The organism is Streptomyces sp. NPDC090741 (assembly GCF_044769045.1).
In the GTDB taxonomy this organism is placed as follows: domain Bacteria; phylum Actinomycetota; class Actinomycetes; order Streptomycetales; family Streptomycetaceae; genus Streptomyces.
Genome location: NZ_JBIVXF010000011.1, coordinates 42984 through 62435, shown reverse-complemented (window position 1 = coordinate 62435; position 19452 = coordinate 42984). Strand labels below are relative to the sequence as shown.

At 70.1% G+C, this 19452-nt stretch carries 17 protein-coding genes; 11 read left to right on the top strand and 6 right to left on the bottom strand.

Translation table 11 applies throughout. From position 1 onward, the window contains the following. Positions 1 to 19: 19 nt before the first annotated feature. The 7 genes from ACIQU4_RS27665 to ACIQU4_RS27635 all read left to right on the top strand — a co-directional run bounded on the left by ACIQU4_RS27665 (position 20) and on the right by ACIQU4_RS27635 (position 10200). A complete protein-coding gene (locus tag ACIQU4_RS27665; RefSeq protein WP_403736036.1) occupies positions 20 to 3052 on the top strand; it encodes a DEAD/DEAH box helicase in 3033 nt (1010 codons plus the stop codon). Further along, positions 3049 to 4269: a hypothetical protein gene (locus ACIQU4_RS27660; protein ID WP_403736033.1), complete on the top strand. Its 1221-nt coding sequence runs from the start codon at positions 3049 to 3051 to the stop codon at positions 4267 to 4269. Before ACIQU4_RS27665 ends, ACIQU4_RS27660 begins: the two co-directional genes overlap by 4 nt. 194 nt (positions 4270 to 4463) lie before the next feature. Continuing rightward, positions 4464 to 4991: a hypothetical protein gene (locus ACIQU4_RS27655; RefSeq protein ID WP_403736030.1), complete on the top strand. Its 528-nt coding sequence runs from the start codon at positions 4464 to 4466 to the stop codon at positions 4989 to 4991. A gap of 587 nt (positions 4992 to 5578) precedes the next feature. Beyond that, complete coding sequence (locus ACIQU4_RS27650; RefSeq protein WP_403736027.1) at positions 5579 to 6247, top strand: tyrosine-type recombinase/integrase; 669 nt, start codon at positions 5579 to 5581, stop codon at positions 6245 to 6247. Further along, entirely contained in the window at positions 6244 to 8688 is a 2445-nt protein-coding gene (locus tag ACIQU4_RS27645) for a tyrosine-type recombinase/integrase (RefSeq protein ID WP_403736025.1), read from the top strand. Before ACIQU4_RS27650 ends, ACIQU4_RS27645 begins: the two co-directional genes overlap by 4 nt. Continuing rightward, positions 8685 to 9248 carry a hypothetical protein gene (locus ACIQU4_RS27640; protein WP_403736022.1) on the top strand — a complete coding sequence of 188 codons (564 nt, stop codon included), beginning with the start codon at positions 8685 to 8687 and terminating at the stop codon, positions 9246 to 9248. Before ACIQU4_RS27645 ends, ACIQU4_RS27640 begins: the two co-directional genes overlap by 4 nt. Before the next feature lie 67 nt (positions 9249 to 9315). Then, positions 9316 to 10200 (top strand): hypothetical protein, encoded by an 885-nt coding sequence (locus ACIQU4_RS27635; RefSeq protein ID WP_403736019.1) that lies wholly within the window; start codon positions 9316 to 9318, stop codon positions 10198 to 10200. 332 nt (positions 10201 to 10532) lie between these two features. Here ACIQU4_RS27635 and ACIQU4_RS27630 read toward each other — a convergent pair whose 3' ends face one another. After that, positions 10533 to 10733, bottom strand: coding sequence for a hypothetical protein (locus tag ACIQU4_RS27630; protein ID WP_403736016.1), 201 nt, complete (start codon positions 10731 to 10733; stop codon positions 10533 to 10535). A gap of 10 nt (positions 10734 to 10743) precedes the next feature. Between ACIQU4_RS27630 and ACIQU4_RS27625 the strand changes: the two genes are divergently transcribed. Together ACIQU4_RS27625 and ACIQU4_RS27620 are read left to right on the top strand one after the other, a co-directional pair. After that, positions 10744 to 11022 carry a hypothetical protein gene (locus ACIQU4_RS27625; protein WP_403736013.1) on the top strand — a complete coding sequence of 93 codons (279 nt, stop codon included), beginning with the start codon at positions 10744 to 10746 and terminating at the stop codon, positions 11020 to 11022. Between the two features lie 352 nt (positions 11023 to 11374). Then, positions 11375 to 11818, top strand: coding sequence for a hypothetical protein (locus ACIQU4_RS27620; RefSeq protein ID WP_403736010.1), 444 nt, complete (start codon positions 11375 to 11377; stop codon positions 11816 to 11818). A gap of 24 nt (positions 11819 to 11842) precedes the next feature. On the opposite strand, the gene ACIQU4_RS27615 is transcribed toward ACIQU4_RS27620, so the two are convergent. Together ACIQU4_RS27615 and ACIQU4_RS27610 are read right to left on the bottom strand one after the other, a co-directional pair. Continuing rightward, entirely contained in the window at positions 11843 to 12085 is a 243-nt protein-coding gene (locus tag ACIQU4_RS27615; protein ID WP_403736007.1) for a hypothetical protein, read from the bottom strand. Continuing rightward, positions 12082 to 12444: a hypothetical protein gene (locus ACIQU4_RS27610; RefSeq protein ID WP_403736004.1), complete on the bottom strand. Its 363-nt coding sequence runs from the start codon at positions 12442 to 12444 to the stop codon at positions 12082 to 12084. Before ACIQU4_RS27610 ends, ACIQU4_RS27615 begins: the two co-directional genes overlap by 4 nt. Before the next feature lie 173 nt (positions 12445 to 12617). Between ACIQU4_RS27610 and ACIQU4_RS27605 the strand changes: the two genes are divergently transcribed. Beyond that, complete coding sequence (locus ACIQU4_RS27605) at positions 12618 to 13175, top strand: hypothetical protein (protein WP_403736001.1); 558 nt, start codon at positions 12618 to 12620, stop codon at positions 13173 to 13175. Positions 13176 to 13238: 63 nt separating this feature from the next. On the opposite strand, the gene ACIQU4_RS27600 is transcribed toward ACIQU4_RS27605, so the two are convergent. Further along, on the bottom strand, positions 13239 to 13784 hold the full coding sequence (locus ACIQU4_RS27600) for an RNA ligase family protein (protein WP_403736574.1): 546 nt from the start codon (positions 13782 to 13784) through the stop codon (positions 13239 to 13241). A gap of 699 nt (positions 13785 to 14483) precedes the next feature. Between ACIQU4_RS27600 and ACIQU4_RS27595 the strand changes: the two genes are divergently transcribed. Further along, positions 14484 to 14810 carry a hypothetical protein gene (locus ACIQU4_RS27595; RefSeq protein ID WP_403735998.1) on the top strand — a complete coding sequence of 109 codons (327 nt, stop codon included), beginning with the start codon at positions 14484 to 14486 and terminating at the stop codon, positions 14808 to 14810. 1988 nt (positions 14811 to 16798) lie between these two features. Here ACIQU4_RS27595 and ACIQU4_RS27590 read toward each other — a convergent pair. Continuing rightward, on the bottom strand, positions 16799 to 18277 hold the full coding sequence (locus ACIQU4_RS27590; protein ID WP_403735995.1) for a hypothetical protein: 1479 nt from the start codon (positions 18275 to 18277) through the stop codon (positions 16799 to 16801). A 241-nt stretch (positions 18278 to 18518) separates the two neighbouring features. Continuing rightward, entirely contained in the window at positions 18519 to 19304 is a 786-nt protein-coding gene (locus ACIQU4_RS27585; protein WP_403735993.1) for a hypothetical protein, read from the bottom strand. Positions 19305 to 19452 lie beyond the last annotated feature (148 nt).

The window sequence follows — 19452 nt, the reverse complement described above, 5'->3', positions numbered from 1 at the left end:
GACGAGGAGTTCGACGCACGTGTTGGCGCCCACAGGCAACCAGGCCCTCACCCTTGCTGGGGCAGCCGCCCCCACCGGCCAGGCACCTCAGAGCCCACCGCTCCTCCCCGCCCAAGCGCCACATGACCGCACGCCCACGGCTCCGACGCCCCCACCGGCACCGGCCCTGTCCAGCGTCGAGGCGGCAGCCGAAGCGCTGCGCGCCGGCTGCGCCCTGACCTTCCTTCCCGCCACGGACCACGGCCCGGCGGCCCTGCTGATCTACCGCGCCGACGGACAGCCGATGCCCGACGTCCCGCTCCCCAGTCCACTCGCCACCGGCCTCTACGACCTGATCCTGGCTACCACGACCGGCCCAGCACGAACCCGCGTGCTCGGCTGGACCCTTGCCGCCGACATCGCGGCTCCTGTGCTTCTGCCGGTCGAGGACCACGCCCACGCGCACCCCTCCGCGACGGCCTGGGCGCGGGCGACCCGCATTGGCCTTCAAATGGTCGCCGCCCGCCTGGTCTACCCGGCCCTCAGCGACCATGGACGTGACCAGTGGCGGGTCGGTCCCTGGCCCCCGGCCGCGAACCGCGCCGTTGAGGCCCTCGCCGACGCGATGTCCATCCACGCCCACTGCACGGTCATCGCCGACACGAATTCCTCGGGCTCCGAGCACGTCCCCGAACCGCGGCCCGCGATCGAGGAGTTCACGCACGCCCTCGCCGACGCAATCCTCCGCACCCCGGCGGCCACCGCCCTCTTCCCTCAGGCCCCCTACGTCGACCCCAACCCGCACATCCTGCCGCCCGACCAACACCGCGACCTGGCCGCTTGGACGGACCACATCGAAGAGCGCCTCGACGGCGGGCCCCTGCCCGGCCTCGTGCTCGACATCGACGAACCCGACAGCGCCGGCTACCTCCAGGCCCGCCTCCAGCTGGCCTCACACCCCGCCGCCGACATCTCCGGCGTCCACCCCCCGGTCGCGGCAGCCGATGTCTGGAACGGCAGCGTTTCCCTCCCCGGCTTCGACCGCACCCTCGGCCGCGCCCGTGTACGCCGCGCCCTGCGCCGCGCAGCCCGGGACTACCCCGCGCTCGCCCCGCTCGCCGACCAGTGGACCCCCCAGCAGATGACCCTGGACGGGCCGGCCCTCCTCCAGGTCCTCGAGGCCGGGCCGGCGCTCGCCAGCCGGGGCCTGTCCGTACGCGCACCGCAGCAGCTCACCACCGCGCTCACCGCCCAGGCGATCGTGGGCGCTCCCGCCCCCGCACGGCCGACCGGCGCGCCTCCGCGCTTCGCGCTGACCGAACTCGTCTCCTTCCGTTGGCAGTTCGCCCTCGCGGGCCAAGAGCTCACCGAGGCGGAGATGAACGCGCTCGCCGAGTCCGCCCGCCCCCTCGTCCGCATCCGCGGCCAATGGGTCCTCCTCGACACCACTCTGGCCGCCCGCGCCCGCGCCCGGAACCTGCCCCTACTCCCCGCCCACCAGGCCCTCAACGCCGCGCTCACCGGCACCATTACCCTCGACGGCGACACCGTCCCCTGCCGCCCCGACGGCGCCCTCGCCGACGTCACCACCCGCCTGACCACCGACGAGCACACCACCGACGCCCTCCCGGCCGCGGCCGATCTCAACGCCACGCTGCGCCACTACCAGCAGTGCGCCCTGACCTGGCTGGCCAACACCACCGACCTCGGCTTCGGCGCCGTCCTCGCCGACGACATGGGCCTGGGCAAGACCCTGACCGCCCTCGCCTACACCCTCCACCGCCGCCAGCACCACGACCACGGCCCCGCCCTGGTCCTGTGCCCCGCCTCCCTGGTCACCAACTGGAGCCGCGAAGCGGCCCGCTTCGCGCCCACGCTCCCCGTCGTCGCCTACCACGGCGCCGGCCGCACCCTCGGCGAACTTCCCGACAACGCGCTGGTCATCACCACCTATGGTGTCCTGCGCCGGGACCACGAACAGCTCGCCGCCCGCACCTGGTCCCTGGTCATCGCCGACGAGGCCCAGATGGCCAAGAACCCCAGGTCCTCCACCGCCCGCCACCTGCGTACCCTCCTGGCACGCACCCGCATCGCCCTGACCGGCACACCGATCGAGAACAACCTCTCCGAGCTGTGGGCCATCCTCGACTGGACCAACCCCGGACTCTTCGGCACCCTCGCCGCCTTCCGAGCCCGCTACGCCAACGCCGCCGAGCGCGACACCACCGGGCCCGAAGCCCAGGCCCTGGCCCGCCTCATCGCCCCCTTCGTGCTGCGCCGCCTCAAGACTGACCCCCGGATCGCACCGGAACTGCCCGAGAAGGTTCACGTCCAGCGGATCGTTCAGCTCACCCGCGAGCAGGCCGGCCTGTACGAGGCCATGGTCCGCGAAACCATGGACGCCGTCGCCCAGTCCACCGGCTTCACCCGCCACGGCCTGGTCCTCAAGCTCCTCACCGGCCTCAAGCAGATCGCCAACCACCCAGCCCACTACCTGCGGGAGAAGCCCTCCACCGTCCTCGGCGACGGCACGTTCGCCGCCCGATCCGCCAAGCTCGCCGCCCTCGACGACATCGTCGAGACCGTCACCGACAGCGGCGAGGCCCTGCTCGTCTTCACCAGCTACGTCGCCATGGGCCGCCTCCTGACCGCCCACCTCACGAGCCGCGGACACCAGACCGCCTTCCTCCACGGCGGCCTCGACGCCGCCCGCCGCCAGAACATCGTCGACGACTTCCAGGCCGGCAACACCCCGGTGCTCATCCTGTCGCTGAAGGCCGCCGGCACCGGCCTGAACCTCACCCGGGCAAGCCACGTCGTCCACTACGACCGCAGCTGGAACCCCGCCGTCGAGGACCAGGCAACCGACCGCGCCCACCGCCTGGGCAGCAGCCACCGCACCGTCACCGTGCACCACCTGATCAATGAGGGAACCGTGGAAGACCGCATCGCCGCCCTGCTCGAGCACAAGCGCACCCTGCAAGACGCCGTCCTGACCTCCGGCGACCGCGCCCTGGCCAAGCTCTCCAACACCGAGCTCGCCGATCTCGTCACCCTCGGAGCAGCCGCGTGACCACGCTCGCCGCACACCAGCACACCACCGCCCGCTGGGCTACCACCTGGACCCAGCTCCTCGAAGCTCACATGACACCAGCCCTCCTCGCCGAAGGCCGGGCCCTCGCGGACAGCCCCGCCACTGGCGCGTTGCAAGTCGCCCAGGGCTTCGCCACCACCAAGATCACCACGCACATCGGCGAGCTGCGCCCCCGCATCGACGTACCCCAGCTCAGCGAGACCGACTGGGACGCCGTCTACGAGTCGATCGCCGCGCAGCCGGACATCATCACCAGCGCCCGCACACAGGCCGTGACCGACCTGCTCACCGACCCGCAGTACACCGCCGGCATCCCGATCCTCCCTGCGGCCGAAGAACTGACCTTCACCTGCTCGTGTCAGCCGGAACCCGGACCCTGCCTCCACACGGCAGCACTCGGACAAATGATCGCGAACCGCGCGCGGACCGTCCCGATCGTCTTGTTCACCCTCCGAGGCCGCGCACACCAGCACCTGAAGACCTACCTTCGCCGCCGCGGCAACACCGCGACCCAGCCACAGCCCGCCCCGGCGTCCCCCAAGACCCTGCTGGCGTCGCCCCCCGTCTTCGCGCAGACCGTGCTCGCGCAGGACGCCCGATACCGGCCCGTCTACCTCCCGCACACCCCTCCCCTCACCGGTGGCTCCACCACCCCGGTGCTGGAGAGCGTCACGGAGCAGCCCCCGGCGTCCTGCCTGCCGCTTCAGGCCCTCAGCGCGCTGGTCCACGCTGCCGCAGACCGGGCCACCGAGCTGCTGAATGGTGTCCCCGATCCGAGCGCCGGCCTGGCCGCTGATCTCGCCCGCTTCACGGCATCCACGCCCGGCGAGGCGTACACCGAACAGGCCGCTCACCAGCTCGGACTGCCGTACGCCCAGATGCGGCAGCTCACCGCGGCCCATCGCTGCGGCGGGAACGCGGCCGTGGAGACCTTCCTCTACACCACCGACCCCGGGCCCGAGATCCTCGCCCAGGCCGAGGAAGCCATCCAGCCCCTTCGGCCGAGCCCCTTCGCCACCCTGGCCCGCGATGGCAACCGGCTCACCGACCCGGCAGCGCGCATCCAACTGCGCTATGGGCCGGACCGCCGCTGGCACCCGTACATCGAGCAGTTCGGCGACTGGCGGGTCGTACCGGAGCCGCACAGCGACCCGGCCAGGGCGTACAAGGCCGCGCGAGGAGCGCTGCGCCGCTGATAGTCGCCCGAGCTCGTCTGGCCCGCTCACCCAGGCCCCGACCACCGGACAGGCGGAGTAAGCCGAGGTCAGCCGCCTGTTGAGGGAAAGGACGCCATGGCGGACTCTGGAGGAGGGGACAGGAGGCCACGATGCCGAACAGGCGGCCCCGCGGGCCGCAGCCTCAGTGGCGGCCCAAGCGGGAGACTCTCCGCGTGCTCACCGCGGTCGACGCCGTTCTCGACCGCTACCGCGATCACCTGCCCGTTTCGCTGCGGCAGCTCTTCTACGTCCTCCTCAGCGACGGTGTGCTGGAGAAGACCGAACGCGACTACAAGAGGATGTGCGAGTACGTCGGCATGGCCCGCCGCGCGGGCCGGATTCCCTGGGACGTGATCCGCGACGACACCCAGATCGCCGCCGATGCCCCGCTCTCGTTTACCGGCCCCGAGGACTTCTGGAGGGCCGTCGAGTCCGCTGCTGACGAGTACCGCGTCGACCGGCAGACCGGCCAGCCCGTGCGACTCGAACTCTGGTGCGAAACGGCGGGTATGGTCCCTCAACTAGTCCGGATTGGGGAGGAGTTCGGCATCGCTTGTTTCTCCGGCGGCGGCTTCGACGGTCTGGCCGGTAAACACGACGCAGCGGTACGGGCCGTAGCCGGAGGCCGCCGCACGCGAATACTGCACATCGTTCTCCCTGGCGCTTCGACGTGTCGTAGGACGCTGCGTCTGATCGTGTGAGCTGGGGGTCTTCTCCGCATCTCTGGAGCTGTCGTGATCGTTGCGACACGTTGCAGATGGAGTGGAGGAAGAGCCTTGCGGGCATTTCGTGTGCAGTTGCCTTCGGGTGCCGGGTACTGGACGGTGCTGGACGAGGAGCTGGCGGTGGTGCCGGCGGCGGATGCGTTCCTGCGGTACGTGCGGTTCGGCCGGGACCAGGCGGAGTTGACGACGCGTACGTACGCCGGGCACGTCGCGCTGTACCTGCGCTGGTGTGCGCGGACCGGTCGCGACTGGAGGACGGCCGCGCAGGACCTCGGGTTGTTCACCGTGTGGCTGAAGTACGGGACGCCGGAGGCCACCGGCATCGAGCGGCCGGTCGCGGGCCGTGGGGTGGTGATGGCCGGGCCGGGGGCGGAGCCCCACCGCCAGCCGGGCCGGATCGGGAACGTGCTGACCGGGGTGCGGCAGTTCCTCCTGCACGCCATCACCGCGAAGAGCGTGCCGTCCGAGGTCCTGGTCCAGCTCTACGAGGTGGCCGAGGACTGGGACCTGCCCGAGGAAGCCCGCGGCGAGGGGATGAGCTACCGGGCCGCCACCGGGTGCAGGTGCCGCGCAAGCGCCGGGACCGGGCCACGGACGCCGAGGCGGTGGCCCTGTTCATGGCCTGCCACAACGCCCGCGACCGCTTCATCGTGCTGTTGCTCGCCCGCGCCGGCCTGCGACGCGGCACCGCGGCGGGCCTGCGGCGTGAGGACATGCACTTCATGCCGGACTCCACCGCGCTGGGCTGCCGGGTGGCCGGCTCGCACCTGCACGTGCTGCGGCGGGAGAACGCCAACGGCGCGTGGGCCAAGCGCCAGCAGTCCGCCGCGCCGGGGAAGGCCAAGCCGGTCGATTTCCTGGTGGTCCAGGCCCACGACCAGTACGTGAGCGAGCGGATGGCGCTGCCGCACGGGGCGGCGAGCGACTTCGTGCTGGTGAACCTGTTCGCCGAGCCGCTGGGCGCCCCGATGAGCCCGGACGGCATCACCGAGCTGCTTCAGCGGCTGTCGAAGCGGGCCGGGCTGTCGCGCATCGTGACCCCGCACATGCTCCGACACGCGATGGCCAGCAACGTCGCGGACGCCGGCGGGAGCCTGGACGAGGTGGCCGCACTGCTCGATCACGCACGGCTGTCCAGCGCCGAGCCGTATCTGCACCCCGATCCGGACCGGCTGCGGCAGGCGGTTGACCGGGTGCCCTCGCCGCGCGAGCTGGCGGGTGGACTCCGATGACCGCCACGCTGCCGGCCGCGCCGCCGGCGCCGGGGGCCACCGCGGAGGAGAGCGCGGCGTTCCTGTGGTCGCTGATCGAGCCGGAGTTCTTCACCGAGGTCGGCTGGGACGGCGAGCGACGCGTCCTGACCGCGCCGATCGACCACCCCATGCTGGGGATGCGGGCCTGCCCGGTGCCGGGCTGCGACCTCCCGTCGAAGGCCCGCGGTCTGTGCCGGACCTGCCAGGACCAGCACCGCAAGTCGGGACTGCCGCTGAAGGAGTTCATCGAGCTCCCGCGCACCGCATCGCGCGTCGTCCCGGGGCAGTGCCGGGTCGACGGATGCGAGCGGACCTGGATCAACTCCCAGAAGCAGCCGCTGTGTCGGTCGCACTGGTACCAGTACGTGCAGTTCGGCGGCACCCTGCCCGAGTTCCTCTCCGACCCGGCGGCGCGGGCGCTTCCGGGCCTGGGGGACTGCGGAGCGCCCGCCTGCATCCGTCAGGCCGTGACGGCCGTGGGCCACCGGCTCTGCCATCCCCACGGCAAGCAGCTCAACCAGCTCCGCAAGGAGGGGCCCGTCGACGAGCAGCTGTGGCTGCGGACCGCACCGTCTGGCTGCAACGGCTCCGAGATCAGCTTCCGGGGCTTGCCGGACCTGGTCGTCGCGCAGCTGCTGTTCGGCCTGCAGCACCGCTGCCGACGTGGGGCGAAGACCGACGTCGGCGGCCTGCGCGCGCTCATCGACCGCACGATCCGCCCCTCGCAGGCGGGCCGCCTGGAGGACGTCCCCAGGCCGGGGGTGAACAGCACGGCGGTGATCCTGCTCAACCGGCTGACCGCCTACGCGCAGCGGGCCTTCAAGTCTCCGGAGGGCGAGTACGACAAGGACAGCTGGGACCTGGCGGTCTTCGGGCACCGCGGCACGGTGGAGTTCACCGCCGTTCACCAGGCGTGGCTGAAGGAGGCTGCAAAGCGCTGGGCCCGCGACTACCTGACCCGCGTGCGCTCCCGCAGCACCTCCTCCCACGCCCGCCAGCACATGACCGCCCTGGCCTTCCTGTCGCGCAGTCTCGACGCCCGGCCGGACCGCGGCTTGGACCGGGCGGCGCTGGGGCGGGCGGACATCGAGAACTACCTGAACCGCATGACGTTCCTGGAGGCCAACGGCCGTATCGCCGCGACGACCCGTGTCAGCTACGTCCGGGCGACACGCAACGTGCTGAGGCAGTCCCGTGTGATGGGCCTGACCAGGGCGGACGGCCCCCTGTCCGGGCTGCCCGACGACTTCGTGATCACTCGGCACGACGTCCCGAGGCCGCCGGAGCCCTCGGAGGAGGGCCAAGACCTGCCGCCGGAGGTGCTGCGTCAGCTCTGCGCGCACCTGGACCTGTTCGAGGAGATGACCTGCCGCGAACTGCGGGTCGCGGTGGAGCTGATGATGGACACCGGTCGGCGCCCGGAGGAGATCTGCAAGCTGGAGTACCACTGCCTGAACCGGGACCGGCAGGGCAAGCCCGTCCTGGTCTACAACAACTGGAAAGAGCAGCGGATCCGCCGCGAGCTGCCGATCCACGAACCCACCGCCCGGCTGATCCGCGAGCAGCAAGAACGCGTCCGCCTCCTCTACCCGGACCGGCCGCTGTCCCAGTTGGTCCTGCTGCCGTCGTCGGTGATGAACCAGCTCGGCGCCAAGGGCATCGACGCCACCCACTTCAGCGGGATGCACCGCGACTGGGTCACCGAACTGCCGGAGCTCCTGCTGGACGACGGGACCGTCTTCGACGAGGAGAAGGTCTTCCCCTACGCCTACCGGCATTCCTTCGCCCAGCGCCACGCGGACGCCGGCGTCTCCATCGAGGTCCTCTCACCCTTGATGGACCACGACTCCTACCAGTCGACCCGCTGCTACTACCGGGTCAAGGAAGTACGTCTGCGCGAGGCCGTCGACAAGGTCACCACCATGCAGTTCGACCGCCACGGCCAGCGTGTCTGGGGAGCGGTCACCACCTTGCTGGACGCCGAACGCATCCGCCTGGCGATCGGCTCGGTGCAGGTCCCCTTCGGCACCTGCTCCGAGCCGTCCAACGTCGCGGCCGGCGGCGGTGCCTGCCCTTTGCGGTTCCGCTGCATGGGCTGCGACCACTACTCCACCGACATCTCCTACCTCCCCGAGCTCAGCGCCTACCTCGACGGTCTGCTGCGGCAGCGGGAGCGGCTGCGGTCGATGACCGAGGCCGACGACTGGGCCCGAGCCGAGGCCACCCCGTCCGAGGAGGAGATCTCCCGCGTCCGACGGCTGATCCGTCGCGTCACCGAGGAGGTCGACCAGCTCACCGACGCCGAACGCGCCGAGATCCAGCAGGCCGCGGCCATGGTCCGCAAGACCCGCCAGGGCTTCCTCGGCATGCCCCGCATCCCCCAGCCCCTGCCCGACCTGCGACCGGAGCGACCCGCATGACCCCACCCGACCCCGCCGTCCGGGCCATGCTGGAAGGCCGCCGGGCCGACACCGGCCGACGTCGCCAGCGCGTCCTCGCCGCCCTGGCCGAGGCCGCGAAGGACGGCTCCGAGGTCAGCGTCGCAGCCATCGCCCGCCGCGCGGGCGTCGACCGCACCTTCCTCTACCGCCACCGCGACCTGCTCGGCCAGATCCACGCCCAGGCCGCCGAGCCGCCCACGATCCCCGGCGGCCGGGGACCGGCCGTCAGCCGGGCCTCGCTGCAGGCCGACCTGGTGTCCGCCGACGCCCGCACCGCCCGCCTCGCCGCCCAAGTCCGACGACTCGAAGGCCGCCTCAGCGAGGTCCTGGGCGAGCAAGTCTGGCGCGAGTCCGGCATTGGCGGCCCCGACGACACCGAACAGCTCCAGGCCCGGATCACCACCCTCGAACAGCAAGTCGTCGACCTGGAGCTCAAGCTCCAAGACCGCGACGACGACCTTTCCGCCGCCCGCGCGGCCAACCGCGAGCTGATGGCCCAGCTGAACCGCGGACGCGACACGCCCCCGTCGCCCGGATGAAACCCCAGGCCAACGGCCCCTTGAGCGAAAGGACGCCATGGCGGACTCTTGAACGCAGGAGGCCACAATGCCGAACAAGCGCCCCCGCGGGCCGCAGCCGCACTGGCGGCCCAAGCGGGAGACACTCCGGGTGCTGACCGCGGTCGACGCCGTCCTCGACCGCTACCGCGACCACCTGCCCGTCTCGCTCCGCCAGCTGTTCTACGTGCTCCTGAGCGACGGCGTGCTGGAGAAGACCGAGCGCGACTACAAGCGGATGTGTGAGTACGTCGGCATGGCCCGCCGCTCCGGACGGATCCCCTGGGACGTGATCCGCGACGACACTCAGATCGCCGTGGACGCCCCGCCCTCCTTCACCGGCCCCGAAGACTTCTGGACGGCCGTGGAAGCGGCAGTCGACGACTACCGCGTCGACCGCCAGGCCGGCCAGCCCGTCCGGCTGGAGCTGTGGTGCGAGACGGCCGGCATGGTCCCTCAACTGGTACGCATCGGCGAGGAGTTCGGCATCTCCTGCTTCTCCGGCGGTGGGTTCGACGGCCTGGCCGGCAAGCACGACGCAGCCGTCCGGGCGATCTCCGGAGGCCGCCGAACCAGGATTTTGCACCTGGGCGACTACGACCAGAGCGGCGTCCACATGTTCAGCTCGCTGGCCGAAGACGTGATCGCGTTCGCCGAGGCCGCAGGCGCTGAGGTGGAGTTTGAGCGGGTCGCGGTCACCCCCGAGCAGATCGTCACCTACAACCTGCCGACCGCCCCGCCGAAGACGACCGACCGGCGCTCGTTCTCCGGCACGGCCACAACTCAGGCCGAGGCCCTGCCTCCGGACGTCCTTGCCACCATCGTGCGCTGGGCCATCGAGGACCACCGCGACCCGGCAGTCCACCAGCGGGCCTTGGAACGCGAGGAAGCCGAGCGCCAGAGCGTCCGCGACCGCCTGAACGGGCTGGGGTGAGCCCGCTGGTCAGCCAGCAGTGGAGGTGTGGGCTGGGGCATGGTTCTCGCCTGCGGGGCCACTCCCCGTACGGGAGAATGCGCCCACAAGCCCACCGCTCGGGACGGAGACTCCATGGGCGCACCACCGAAGATGACGGCACGAGCAGCCTTCGACCCGGTCATCGCGGCCGTGGTGTCGGCGAGGATCTCTTCGATCGCGGGAGATCGCTGACTTTGCGCAAAACTACGTGCCCGTCAAACCGGTGGTGGTAGACACGAGTGGCTACTTGCGTGTTGCCACGTAGGGCTCCACGGATTGACCCAACTTGCAGGCGGGGCGATCGTAGGCGGTCACATCGTAGCGGCATCGCAGGCATCATCGCCCAAACCAGCTGGAAGGTGACATATGCGACGCTTTGCTTGGGCTGCCTGTTCCTTGGCGCTGATGGCCTCGGCCGTGCTTGGACTGCCGACCACTGCGGCAGCAGCAGATTCAATGCTGGATGCAAGCACAATCACGTTCGACGGAACGCCCAACCAGAAAATCTTCACCACCAGGAAGGTGTCCGTACCTGCTGGTGGCGGGCTCGGCGTGTACGGCAAGAACACTTACTCCGGCATCACCACGGCGACCAGGCTGGAGTTCCGCGTCTACCGTGACGACGGCGCCGATGTCACGAGCCAGTTCAACGTCAACTACCTCAACGACGGCGACGTCATCAACCAACGCGTACCCGTGTCGGCGGCCCACAGCTACTACATCTGGGCCAAGTGCGTGTTCGTCATCTACAACTCGTTCACCAGCTGTGATGGAACATTCACGATCAGTAGTTGGGGCTAGGTCCACGGTCGTCTGTGGCGCCGAAGGTCTCGGCCACGCATTGCCGCAGGGCACATGTTGAACGATCCCTGCGACTCGCCGTGATGGCCGCCCCCGACCGCTCTACGCTGGTCGAATGGCGGGCGGGGGCGGAATCGATCGATTGCGCCCCCGCCCGCCGATTCGTTGGCACCAAGCCCGATCAGCACGACTACGTCGGCGCCGTCTGGCGAATCGGCTCACGGCCTGGCTCGCCCGGCGTGACTGCACCACCTTCTGGACCGGAGCCGCTCAACCGAGTGAATCCCGAGCCCGGCTCCGTGCACCACACCTGTTGCAGAGGCTATGGTCGATCCGACCGCTTCTGAGCTGCGTGAATTCGAACCGCACGCTCGCGACGCCCCGGAGAATGGTCGGGGACTATGACCAGAGCGGCGAGCACATGTTCACCTCTCTCGCCGAGGACGTGATCGCGTTCGCCGGAGCCGAGGTGGAATTCGAGCGGGTGGCGGTCACCGGCGATCAGGTGGCGGCCTACCACCTGCCTACCGCGCCGCCGAAGACGACCGACCGGCGATCGTTCACCGGCACAGCCACCACGCAGGCCGAGGCCCTGCCGCCCGACATTCTCGCCGCGATCGTTCGCGGAGCCGTCGAGGCGCATCGCGACCCGGCTGCCCACCGTGAGGTACTGGCCCGCGAGCAGGTGCAGCGTCGCGCGATCCGTGAGCTCCTGGCCCGCACATCCCACCCCGAGGACGTCCTTCGGAGTGAGACTGCGAGCGAGAGAGATCCCGTCCTTGGCCGGATTCGCTGACAACGGCGAGAGGCCGAGCCGGGCTCACGGCGGGGGAATCAGCCGCACCACGGTCACGGTGAGGACGCCCGTCGAGACCATGTAGCGCAGGATGACGCCGGCCACGGTGGCCTCGCGCCGGTCCTTGTCGGGGCCGACTTGGGTCGAGGCGTGCCCGTACGGGTTCGTGCCGATAGTCGCCTGCACCTGGACTTTGAAGTCCGCTGGGTCAGGCAGCTTGTTGAGGGCCTCGGAGGCTGGAGAGGCGTAGGCGACGCGGTACTTCACGCAGCAGCCGCCGCGGACTCGTTGGCCTGGCGTTCGGCTTCGATCAGGACGTCCACCCTGTCCAGCTCGTCGCCGGGGATCACCTCGAGCGCCCACTTGCGAATGACGGCGCCCGCGGTGCTCGGTCCGGCCGCGGAGATCTCATCGTCGAAGGCAGCCCTGAGGCCGGCGTCGAGCGCGGCCCGCACGTCCTTCAGGGTCAGCGGTACGTCGAAGACCTCTCCGGCGTAGTTCACCCGGACCGGCCCGCTGATGTTGTACGCGCGCGGTTCACTGTCCAGCTGGGCAAGTGCCTCCCGCTGGGCCGTGATCCTCCGGACGAGGGCTTCCTCGTCCAGGTCGTACGGAAGGTCGGCCATGACTCCTCCTCGATAGCGCCTGGGGACACCACGCTACCGGTGGCGTGCCCACGCCGTCCGGGCTGGCGCCGAAATCCGGCACCATGCTGGGTGGGCGACTGCGCAGCGAGGCGCGGAGAGACCCTCCCGGGGGCGGGCAAGCGGGCCCACGGCGGCGCTCGTACGCTGGGCGGATGTCCGCTTCCGAGATCATTCCGCTGTACTTCGCCGACGCCGAGACTGACCACCCGGCCGTTGACCGCTGGTGCGCGGCGGTGCTGGACGGCCGCCCGGCCCGGTTGCTGCTGCTCGGGCCGTACTGGTCGGGCAAGTCGCACACCGCTTACGCCGCCCTGCGGCGCATCCTGGCTGCCGGATACCGTTCCGACGAGATCACGGCCCACCGGGCAAGCGACCTGGCGCGCACCTACGAGCCGGGCCTGACCAGGGTGGACACCACCCCGGTGACGATGGTCGACGACGTGACTCTTACCGTCGACTTGGTGCACGAGGCCAAGGGCCCGCTGCGACCGGACACGGTCGAGGTGCAGGCGATGATGGCCTTGGAAGCCGGCGCGCTCGCGGAGGCGATCGCCGACCTCGTATCCCTGCCGGACCGCTCATGGATCCTGATCGCCTCCACCCCCGATCTCCTCGCTGAAGCTGTCGGTGCCGACGTGGCGGACCGCATCCTCGCCGCAGCCGAAACAGCGGAGCTCCGGCAACGACCGCTGCCGGAGCTCCGCTGGTGACCTCTGCACGCTGAGTAAGACGATGCCGCCCCCGACGCCGTGTGCGTCGGGGGCGGCTTTGCGTCAGTGCTTCGTATCCCTGCCGAGGGTCCGCTCGTAGTCCTTGAAGCGGGCCTTGGCGATGCGCGAGCGGTCCGTGGTCCGCAGCACGATGCCCTCGGGGAGCCCCGCGGCCTGCTGGTCGAGGGCGACGAGCGTGGTCGTGAGATGGCTGCGGAGGAAGTCCTGCATGCCCTGGATGTTCGCGGGCAGGTCGTCCGCGTTGACCGTGGCCAGGCGCGGCGTCAGCGGGATGACGTCCCGCACGGCGGCATCGACGAGGCGGTCCTCGCTGTAGAACCTCTGACCGCCGGTGTCCCTCCAGGATGCGATCGCTTCGAGCGAGCGGTCGAGGTCGGCCGGCTCGAAGGTGGCGATGTCGAAGAGGCGGTAGCCGACGGCGGCGCCGCCGGTGTACTGGCGGCTCGCCTGCCCGATCTTGTCGCCGTAGACCTCCAGGTAGTGCACCCGGATGCCAGCCGCGGGCGGGGTGAGGCGCTCGGCGAGCGGGCGGAGGGCGTCGACGATGCCGAGGGCCGGGTTGGCGATGACATCGCCGCGGCCGTGCAGGAGGGTGTCGCGGGCTCCGATGGCGTAGTCGCCGTTGGGGAAGCTGATGATGCGCGATGCGCGCGTTCATGCCGTCGACCTTCTCGGTCAGCGTGACCTCGCCGGAGAAGGCGATGGTCTGTTCCAGCAGACGCCCGCCCTTTTCCGCTGGTGGTAGGTGCCGATGCTCGGGTACTTGGTCGCCGAGTCGAGGGCGGGGAGGTCCACGGTGCGAAGAGTGGTCACTGAGCTCCATAGGGTTTGCCGCCGGCGTGTGCGAATTGCAGGCCCTGCGGGATGGGAATCGACTGATCGCCGCTGGCATCTAATCTACACCTATTACGCCAAGATATCAACTTTTATATGTCACAGAAGAATGGGTAAGACTCTGTGCCACCTGCCGTGAAGAAGGGTTGCGGTGATGCTGAACGACACATAAAAGTTGCATCATGGCTGATTTGGCGATATGCTGGTGAGGTCTTGCTGCGCTCAGCGCACCCACTGTCCACAGGGGTGCCGGACCACTCTCGGGCATGGCCGACCACTGCACAGGTGCACGGGGGCCACGAGACGAGGCACTCGGTGGCCCAGCCGCCCTTCCCCTGCAGATCACAACCGCCCCGCGCATTCGAACCGGCGCCTGAACCGCAGTTGAGCCGCAGTGTCCAGCAGACGCCTACACCTGCCGGACCGGCCCATCAGAATCTGGAAAGGAACGCGATGCCGACCACCATGACCGTCCCGCTCCAGGAGCGTCTCCCCGGACTCGACGCAGCCATCCCTGTCACGATCACTGAGCAGTTCAACATCTACGACGCCGAACATCCGTGGATCTACAACACCTTGGAGAGCCTCGTGAAGAGGCGCCTGCGGACCGGGGCAACCCGGGTGAGCGTCAAGGCGCTCTTCGAAGTGTTGCGCTGGGACACGCCCGACGGCATCAAGGGCCTCAACAACAACTTCACCGCGCTCTACGCACGCAAGCTCGTACGCAACAACCCCCAGTGGGCAGACGCGTTCGCAATGCGCCGCCGCCGCTCGGCCTGAGCGCCCCGCTGGTCCAGCCGGCCCCATGCCGAGCCGACCCGATGCGGTCTCTGCCCACCACGGACTGGATACCTCCAGCCCGTTCGCGCAGTCCATGGCCACACCGCCTCTGCTGCCCGCTGCTCCCCTGCCCCCGATGGCCCACTTCAGAAGAAGGTGATCACCGTGACCCAGATCAGTGCCTACACGAGGAACCGAGAGCGCGCCGTTGCAGTGCAGGGCCTGCGCCGTTCCGGAGCGAGTGGCTCCCACGCGGCCGGAGCCAGACGACAGCGGGACCGCCGCGGGGGCAGGGCTGCAGCCATCCGCTACTCCCGGGACGCGGGCTAGAGGTTAGATACCGGCCTGATCTGGGTCAGGCGACCGTCCGGATGTGGCGGCCGGACCTGTCCTGCCGCGTCCAGCGCGGGAAGAAGCTCGTACGGCTTCCACAGGGGCTCGTCACCGCGTCCGCGATCCATCGCGGAGCTCCCGTGGCGGCGACGATCCGATGGACCGGCATGCACAGATCCCGATGCCGGCCGCCCCGGCTGAAACGGATGTCCGCCCCACCCACAGCCTTCAACGTGCCGTAGGGCTTGCCCGGCTGCTCCGGTCCCAGAACGGCCGCACAGCACATCCAGCCGCAGAATCCGCCACCCAAGCCACGGCAGCAGTTCCTCGAGCAGATCCAGAGGGCGGCGGCCGTCCGGAACCCAGCTGGCGTAGCCCTCACGGACCGCGACCCCAGGCCGTACGCCCGCTCCTCCCCGCCGACCGGGCGCACCGGGTTCAGCGCACGGTGGGCCCGGCGCTGCTCCTCGACGACCGAGACCGGGCCAGCAGGCTCCGGGCAGGAAGGGGACCGCCGCACGCAGCAACGCCTCGGCCGCCTCGTCGTCCGCCGTACCGCCGGCTAGCGAGTTCCCGGCCGCGAACCGCCCAGCGGAGCGTGCCTGCTCCGCCTCCAGCTTGGCCACGATGTGCCCCGGCGTCGCGATCACCGCAACGAAACGACGGCCCGGCGGTGTCCCCTCCGCTCCATGACACATACTCGCCCACCTCACGATGGCCGGACGGAACCACAGGCCCGAGCACGGGAGAAGCCGCCAGACAGGCGATCGCCGCGTCCCGTACAGCGGTCAGCGGCCAGTCGTGGACCAGCAGCAACTGCGCCGAGGCATCGCCCGACTCGGCTGTGAACTCGGCCGCCAGACGCGCGCACCCATCAGCCACAGCGCCTGGCCACCACAGGCTCAGCTCCGCGTCCGCCCAGGCCGCCGGACTTGAGAACGCGTCGCTGGCCAAGCGCGACGCCGGCAACTGGGCGACGTCGACGACGGGGGCCCTCTTCAGCTCCCGGCCAGCCACAAGGCACAAAAAAACTGCCCCCTGTCCACACCTGCGCCAACAGGAAAGCAGTGAACAAGAGGCAGTCTCTTTGTTGGAACCGATCCGCAAGGAATCGCTAGCCATAATCCTAGCGCCGAAGAGGATCCCGCCCAAACCCGCAGTTCACAATCCCCAGGCTCCATACCCAGTGCCAGACCCGCCAGAAAAAATAAAAGTTCCGGTGGCGATTTATATTGCCGTGCACACGAGGGTCCCACGACACCAGCTGCCACATGTCCAGGGACAGCTCCGGTCCGTAGAGGCGCTCCCGTTCCCGAGCCACGGGGCCGACGCACGCCGTGACCTGATCCAGGCGCGGCGCTCCTCTGAGCCGACCGACTGGCGGATTGCGTCAGGAGCACCGTTGTAGGCATCCACCTCCGGGCAGTCGGCGGCGTAGCCGTCCAGGAAGTTCTGATAGTCGGCCACGAGCCGGGCGCCAGGCACTCTCGAGTGCCACGACGTCATTCGCAAGGGCCCGGCCCCGCCGCGCTCGGCACCCGCACGCGAGATTGAAGTGCGTCGGTCTCGGAACTCTGGCCGCGATCCTCGGACGCACGAGCGACCAATCACCCGCCTGTTGGGGCGTAGGCGCGATTGAACGCGCCGCCCGCGCCCTACGCGGCGTGCGCCACGCGCTTGACGCCGCCGCGGCGACCCAGGCCGTGGAGGAAGCGGTAGAGGTCGGGCAGGTCGATCAGCCCGCTCGTCCGACGGGTCGCGATGCCCAGCTCGATCAGCTCGTCGAGGAGAGCCGGGTGGCTGTCGACGGACCGGGGGCCGGTGGTCACCGAAGCCCCGGCCCACCCGCCGTGGTCGCGCAGCCGGCCCAGGAGCCCAGCCTGCTTCCACAGGGCGAACACCTGCTCCTCCTCGATCGGGACCTGCTCGCCTGACAGAGCCGCCAGGGCTTCACGGACCCACGGGAGCGTGCCGTCCAGCTCACGGGCCCGGACACGGACACCCTCCTGCCAGCCGAGGCGGATGTCCTCGCGGTGCAGCGCCCGGCTGTGGCCGGGGCGGCCGTCAGCGTGGATTGCGGCCTGGTGGAGGGTGGCGAGGAAGGACCGGGGGGTTACCTGGCCGCGAGCATCCTGGAGGTAGACGGGCAGCCACCGGTAGGAGTACCCCTTGCGGGCGTTGGCGCCCATGTACGGATCGGCGATCAGGCTGAACACAGCCTCCTGCGCGTTCGCATCGGAGCAGAGCACTTCCGGGGCGGCGAACCGGCCGTCCGGCGCCTCGCGCCACGTGGGCGTCATGGCCCGGAACGCGGCGGCCTCCGCGCTGGAGTGGTTGCCCAGCAGGTGGAAGAGCAGCCCGTAGAGGGAAGTCGAGTCCCAGCGAAGGCTCCGGGCGGCAGACCAGGACAGGTCCACGGGGCGCAGGGAACGACGCGCGGCCGGGGTCAGGGCGGGCAGCGCCGAGTCCCACATGTCCGGCCGGATGAAGACCTTGGCGTGGACCCGGGTGCGCAGCTGGGCCAGATCGTGAGCGAACTGCAGGATGCCGGACGCCAGACCATCCGCGCGGGTGCGGTCCGGGTGCAGGCGGTCGAGGGAGTCGAACACGACCACCAGGTCCCCGTTGACGGACCGCGCCGCAGAGTCCAACGCCGCCACGGAACGTTCCAGGGTTCCCGGGTTGCGCACCAGCCAGGCGATACGTTCGCCCCAGCCCGGCAGGACCGTCATCTCCGTCACGCCAAGTGCGGTCAGGGCGAAGGCGGTCCATACCGTCACAGGCGCGGCACCCTCGTCGACCAGGGCGGCCAGCTCGTCGGGACTCACCTGGACCGGGCTGGGCCCGGAACCGAAGGCCACCACGGCTGCGGTGCGCTCCAGCCGCGGCATCTGGAACTCGCGTGCAGCGACCGACCTCCTCTGCGAGTCGGTCAGGGTGCGGGCCCAGAACGTCTTGCCCATGCCCGGCGCGGCGCGCACCACCGTGGTGTCGGCGTAGAGAAGGGCACGGTGGCCGAGGCCGGCGGTGTACATCAACGACGACGGAACCGTTGATGCGTCCGTGTCGAGAACGGGGCCCAGCGCGTCACGCACCAGTGTCCGCATCTGTGCAGCGGAGAGCGGATCGAACATGCGAGTCCTTCCATCGGTGCGCGACCGGCGGCGGGCGCCCGTACACGGGAGTCCGGCGTGCCTTCGCGAAGTCGGTGCGGCCATCAGGCGTAGCGGCCGGTGGGAGAGGGCTCCGAGCCCCGTAGAGGCTAATTTACACGTATGTTTCTTTAATATCAACTTGTATGTGTCGCAGGGCTGTGGGTCCACCCGGTCCCACAGCCCCACGCCCTGCCAGCCGTCCGGGGCGGGCCAGGCCGGATCAGAAGGTGCGAAAGCTGCGCACGGCGTAGGCCAGCAGCGCGGTAGCGGCTGCTCGGTTGAACGGCAGGTCCCAGCTCACGGAGGTGGTGATGTCGCCGTGCCGGATCCAGCTGCGTCCGTTCTTGTGTGAGAGGTCGATGACCGGCACACCCGGGAGCCGTTCGGGGATGGCCTGCGGTTCGGCCGACGCAGGGCCGACAGCGTCGGCGAGGTCGGCCGCCAGGTACTGAAGGTCATCGTCAGTGTGAGAGCAGCCGTCGCAATCAAGGAGCGCCAGGCGCGGCTGCTCCGGACCGGCGTACAGCGCATGTCGAGCGTGGCCCAACCCCGACGTCCGGGTGCGGACGACAGCGGTCGCGGCCGCCGGGTTGTCCCGCACCAGCCAGAACGCCTTCCCGTCGCCATCCCGGAAGACCCAGCTGCAGCGGACACCAAGGGCGTTGCGGACGGTCAACCAGTCGGTCTCGACCCCCAGCGTCGTACCCGCCCAGGTGTACAGGTGCAGGTCGCTGCGCCCGGCGGCGAAGTTGACGAAGAACGAGCCGGGAGTCGGCGGCCAGGGTCGGATGCGCGCCAGCACGAGCGGGGTGTCCCCGGGCCAGGACAACTCCCGGTGCTCGTTGGCCTGCTGGAACACGGGGCAGGTTGCGCAGTGGCCGGCGCCGGGCCTGAGGCACCGTTCGTAGCCGCCCCAGCGCTGGCGGCCGGTCCTGGACTCGAACAAGGTCGCGTGGTTGGTCGGCAGCAGCCCGCACTGGTGACGCGTCTCGAAGTGCGCGTTCAAGCTCAGCCGGTTCCAGCCCTGACCGTCCGGGCCGCCGGGGCCGTATCCGGGGTCATCAAGGAAGAGAGGCAGGTCAGTCCCCTTTCTCAGGGCGTCGGAGCGATGGGCGAGGTGGGGATCGTCCCAGGTATGGCTTTGAGGGGGGCGG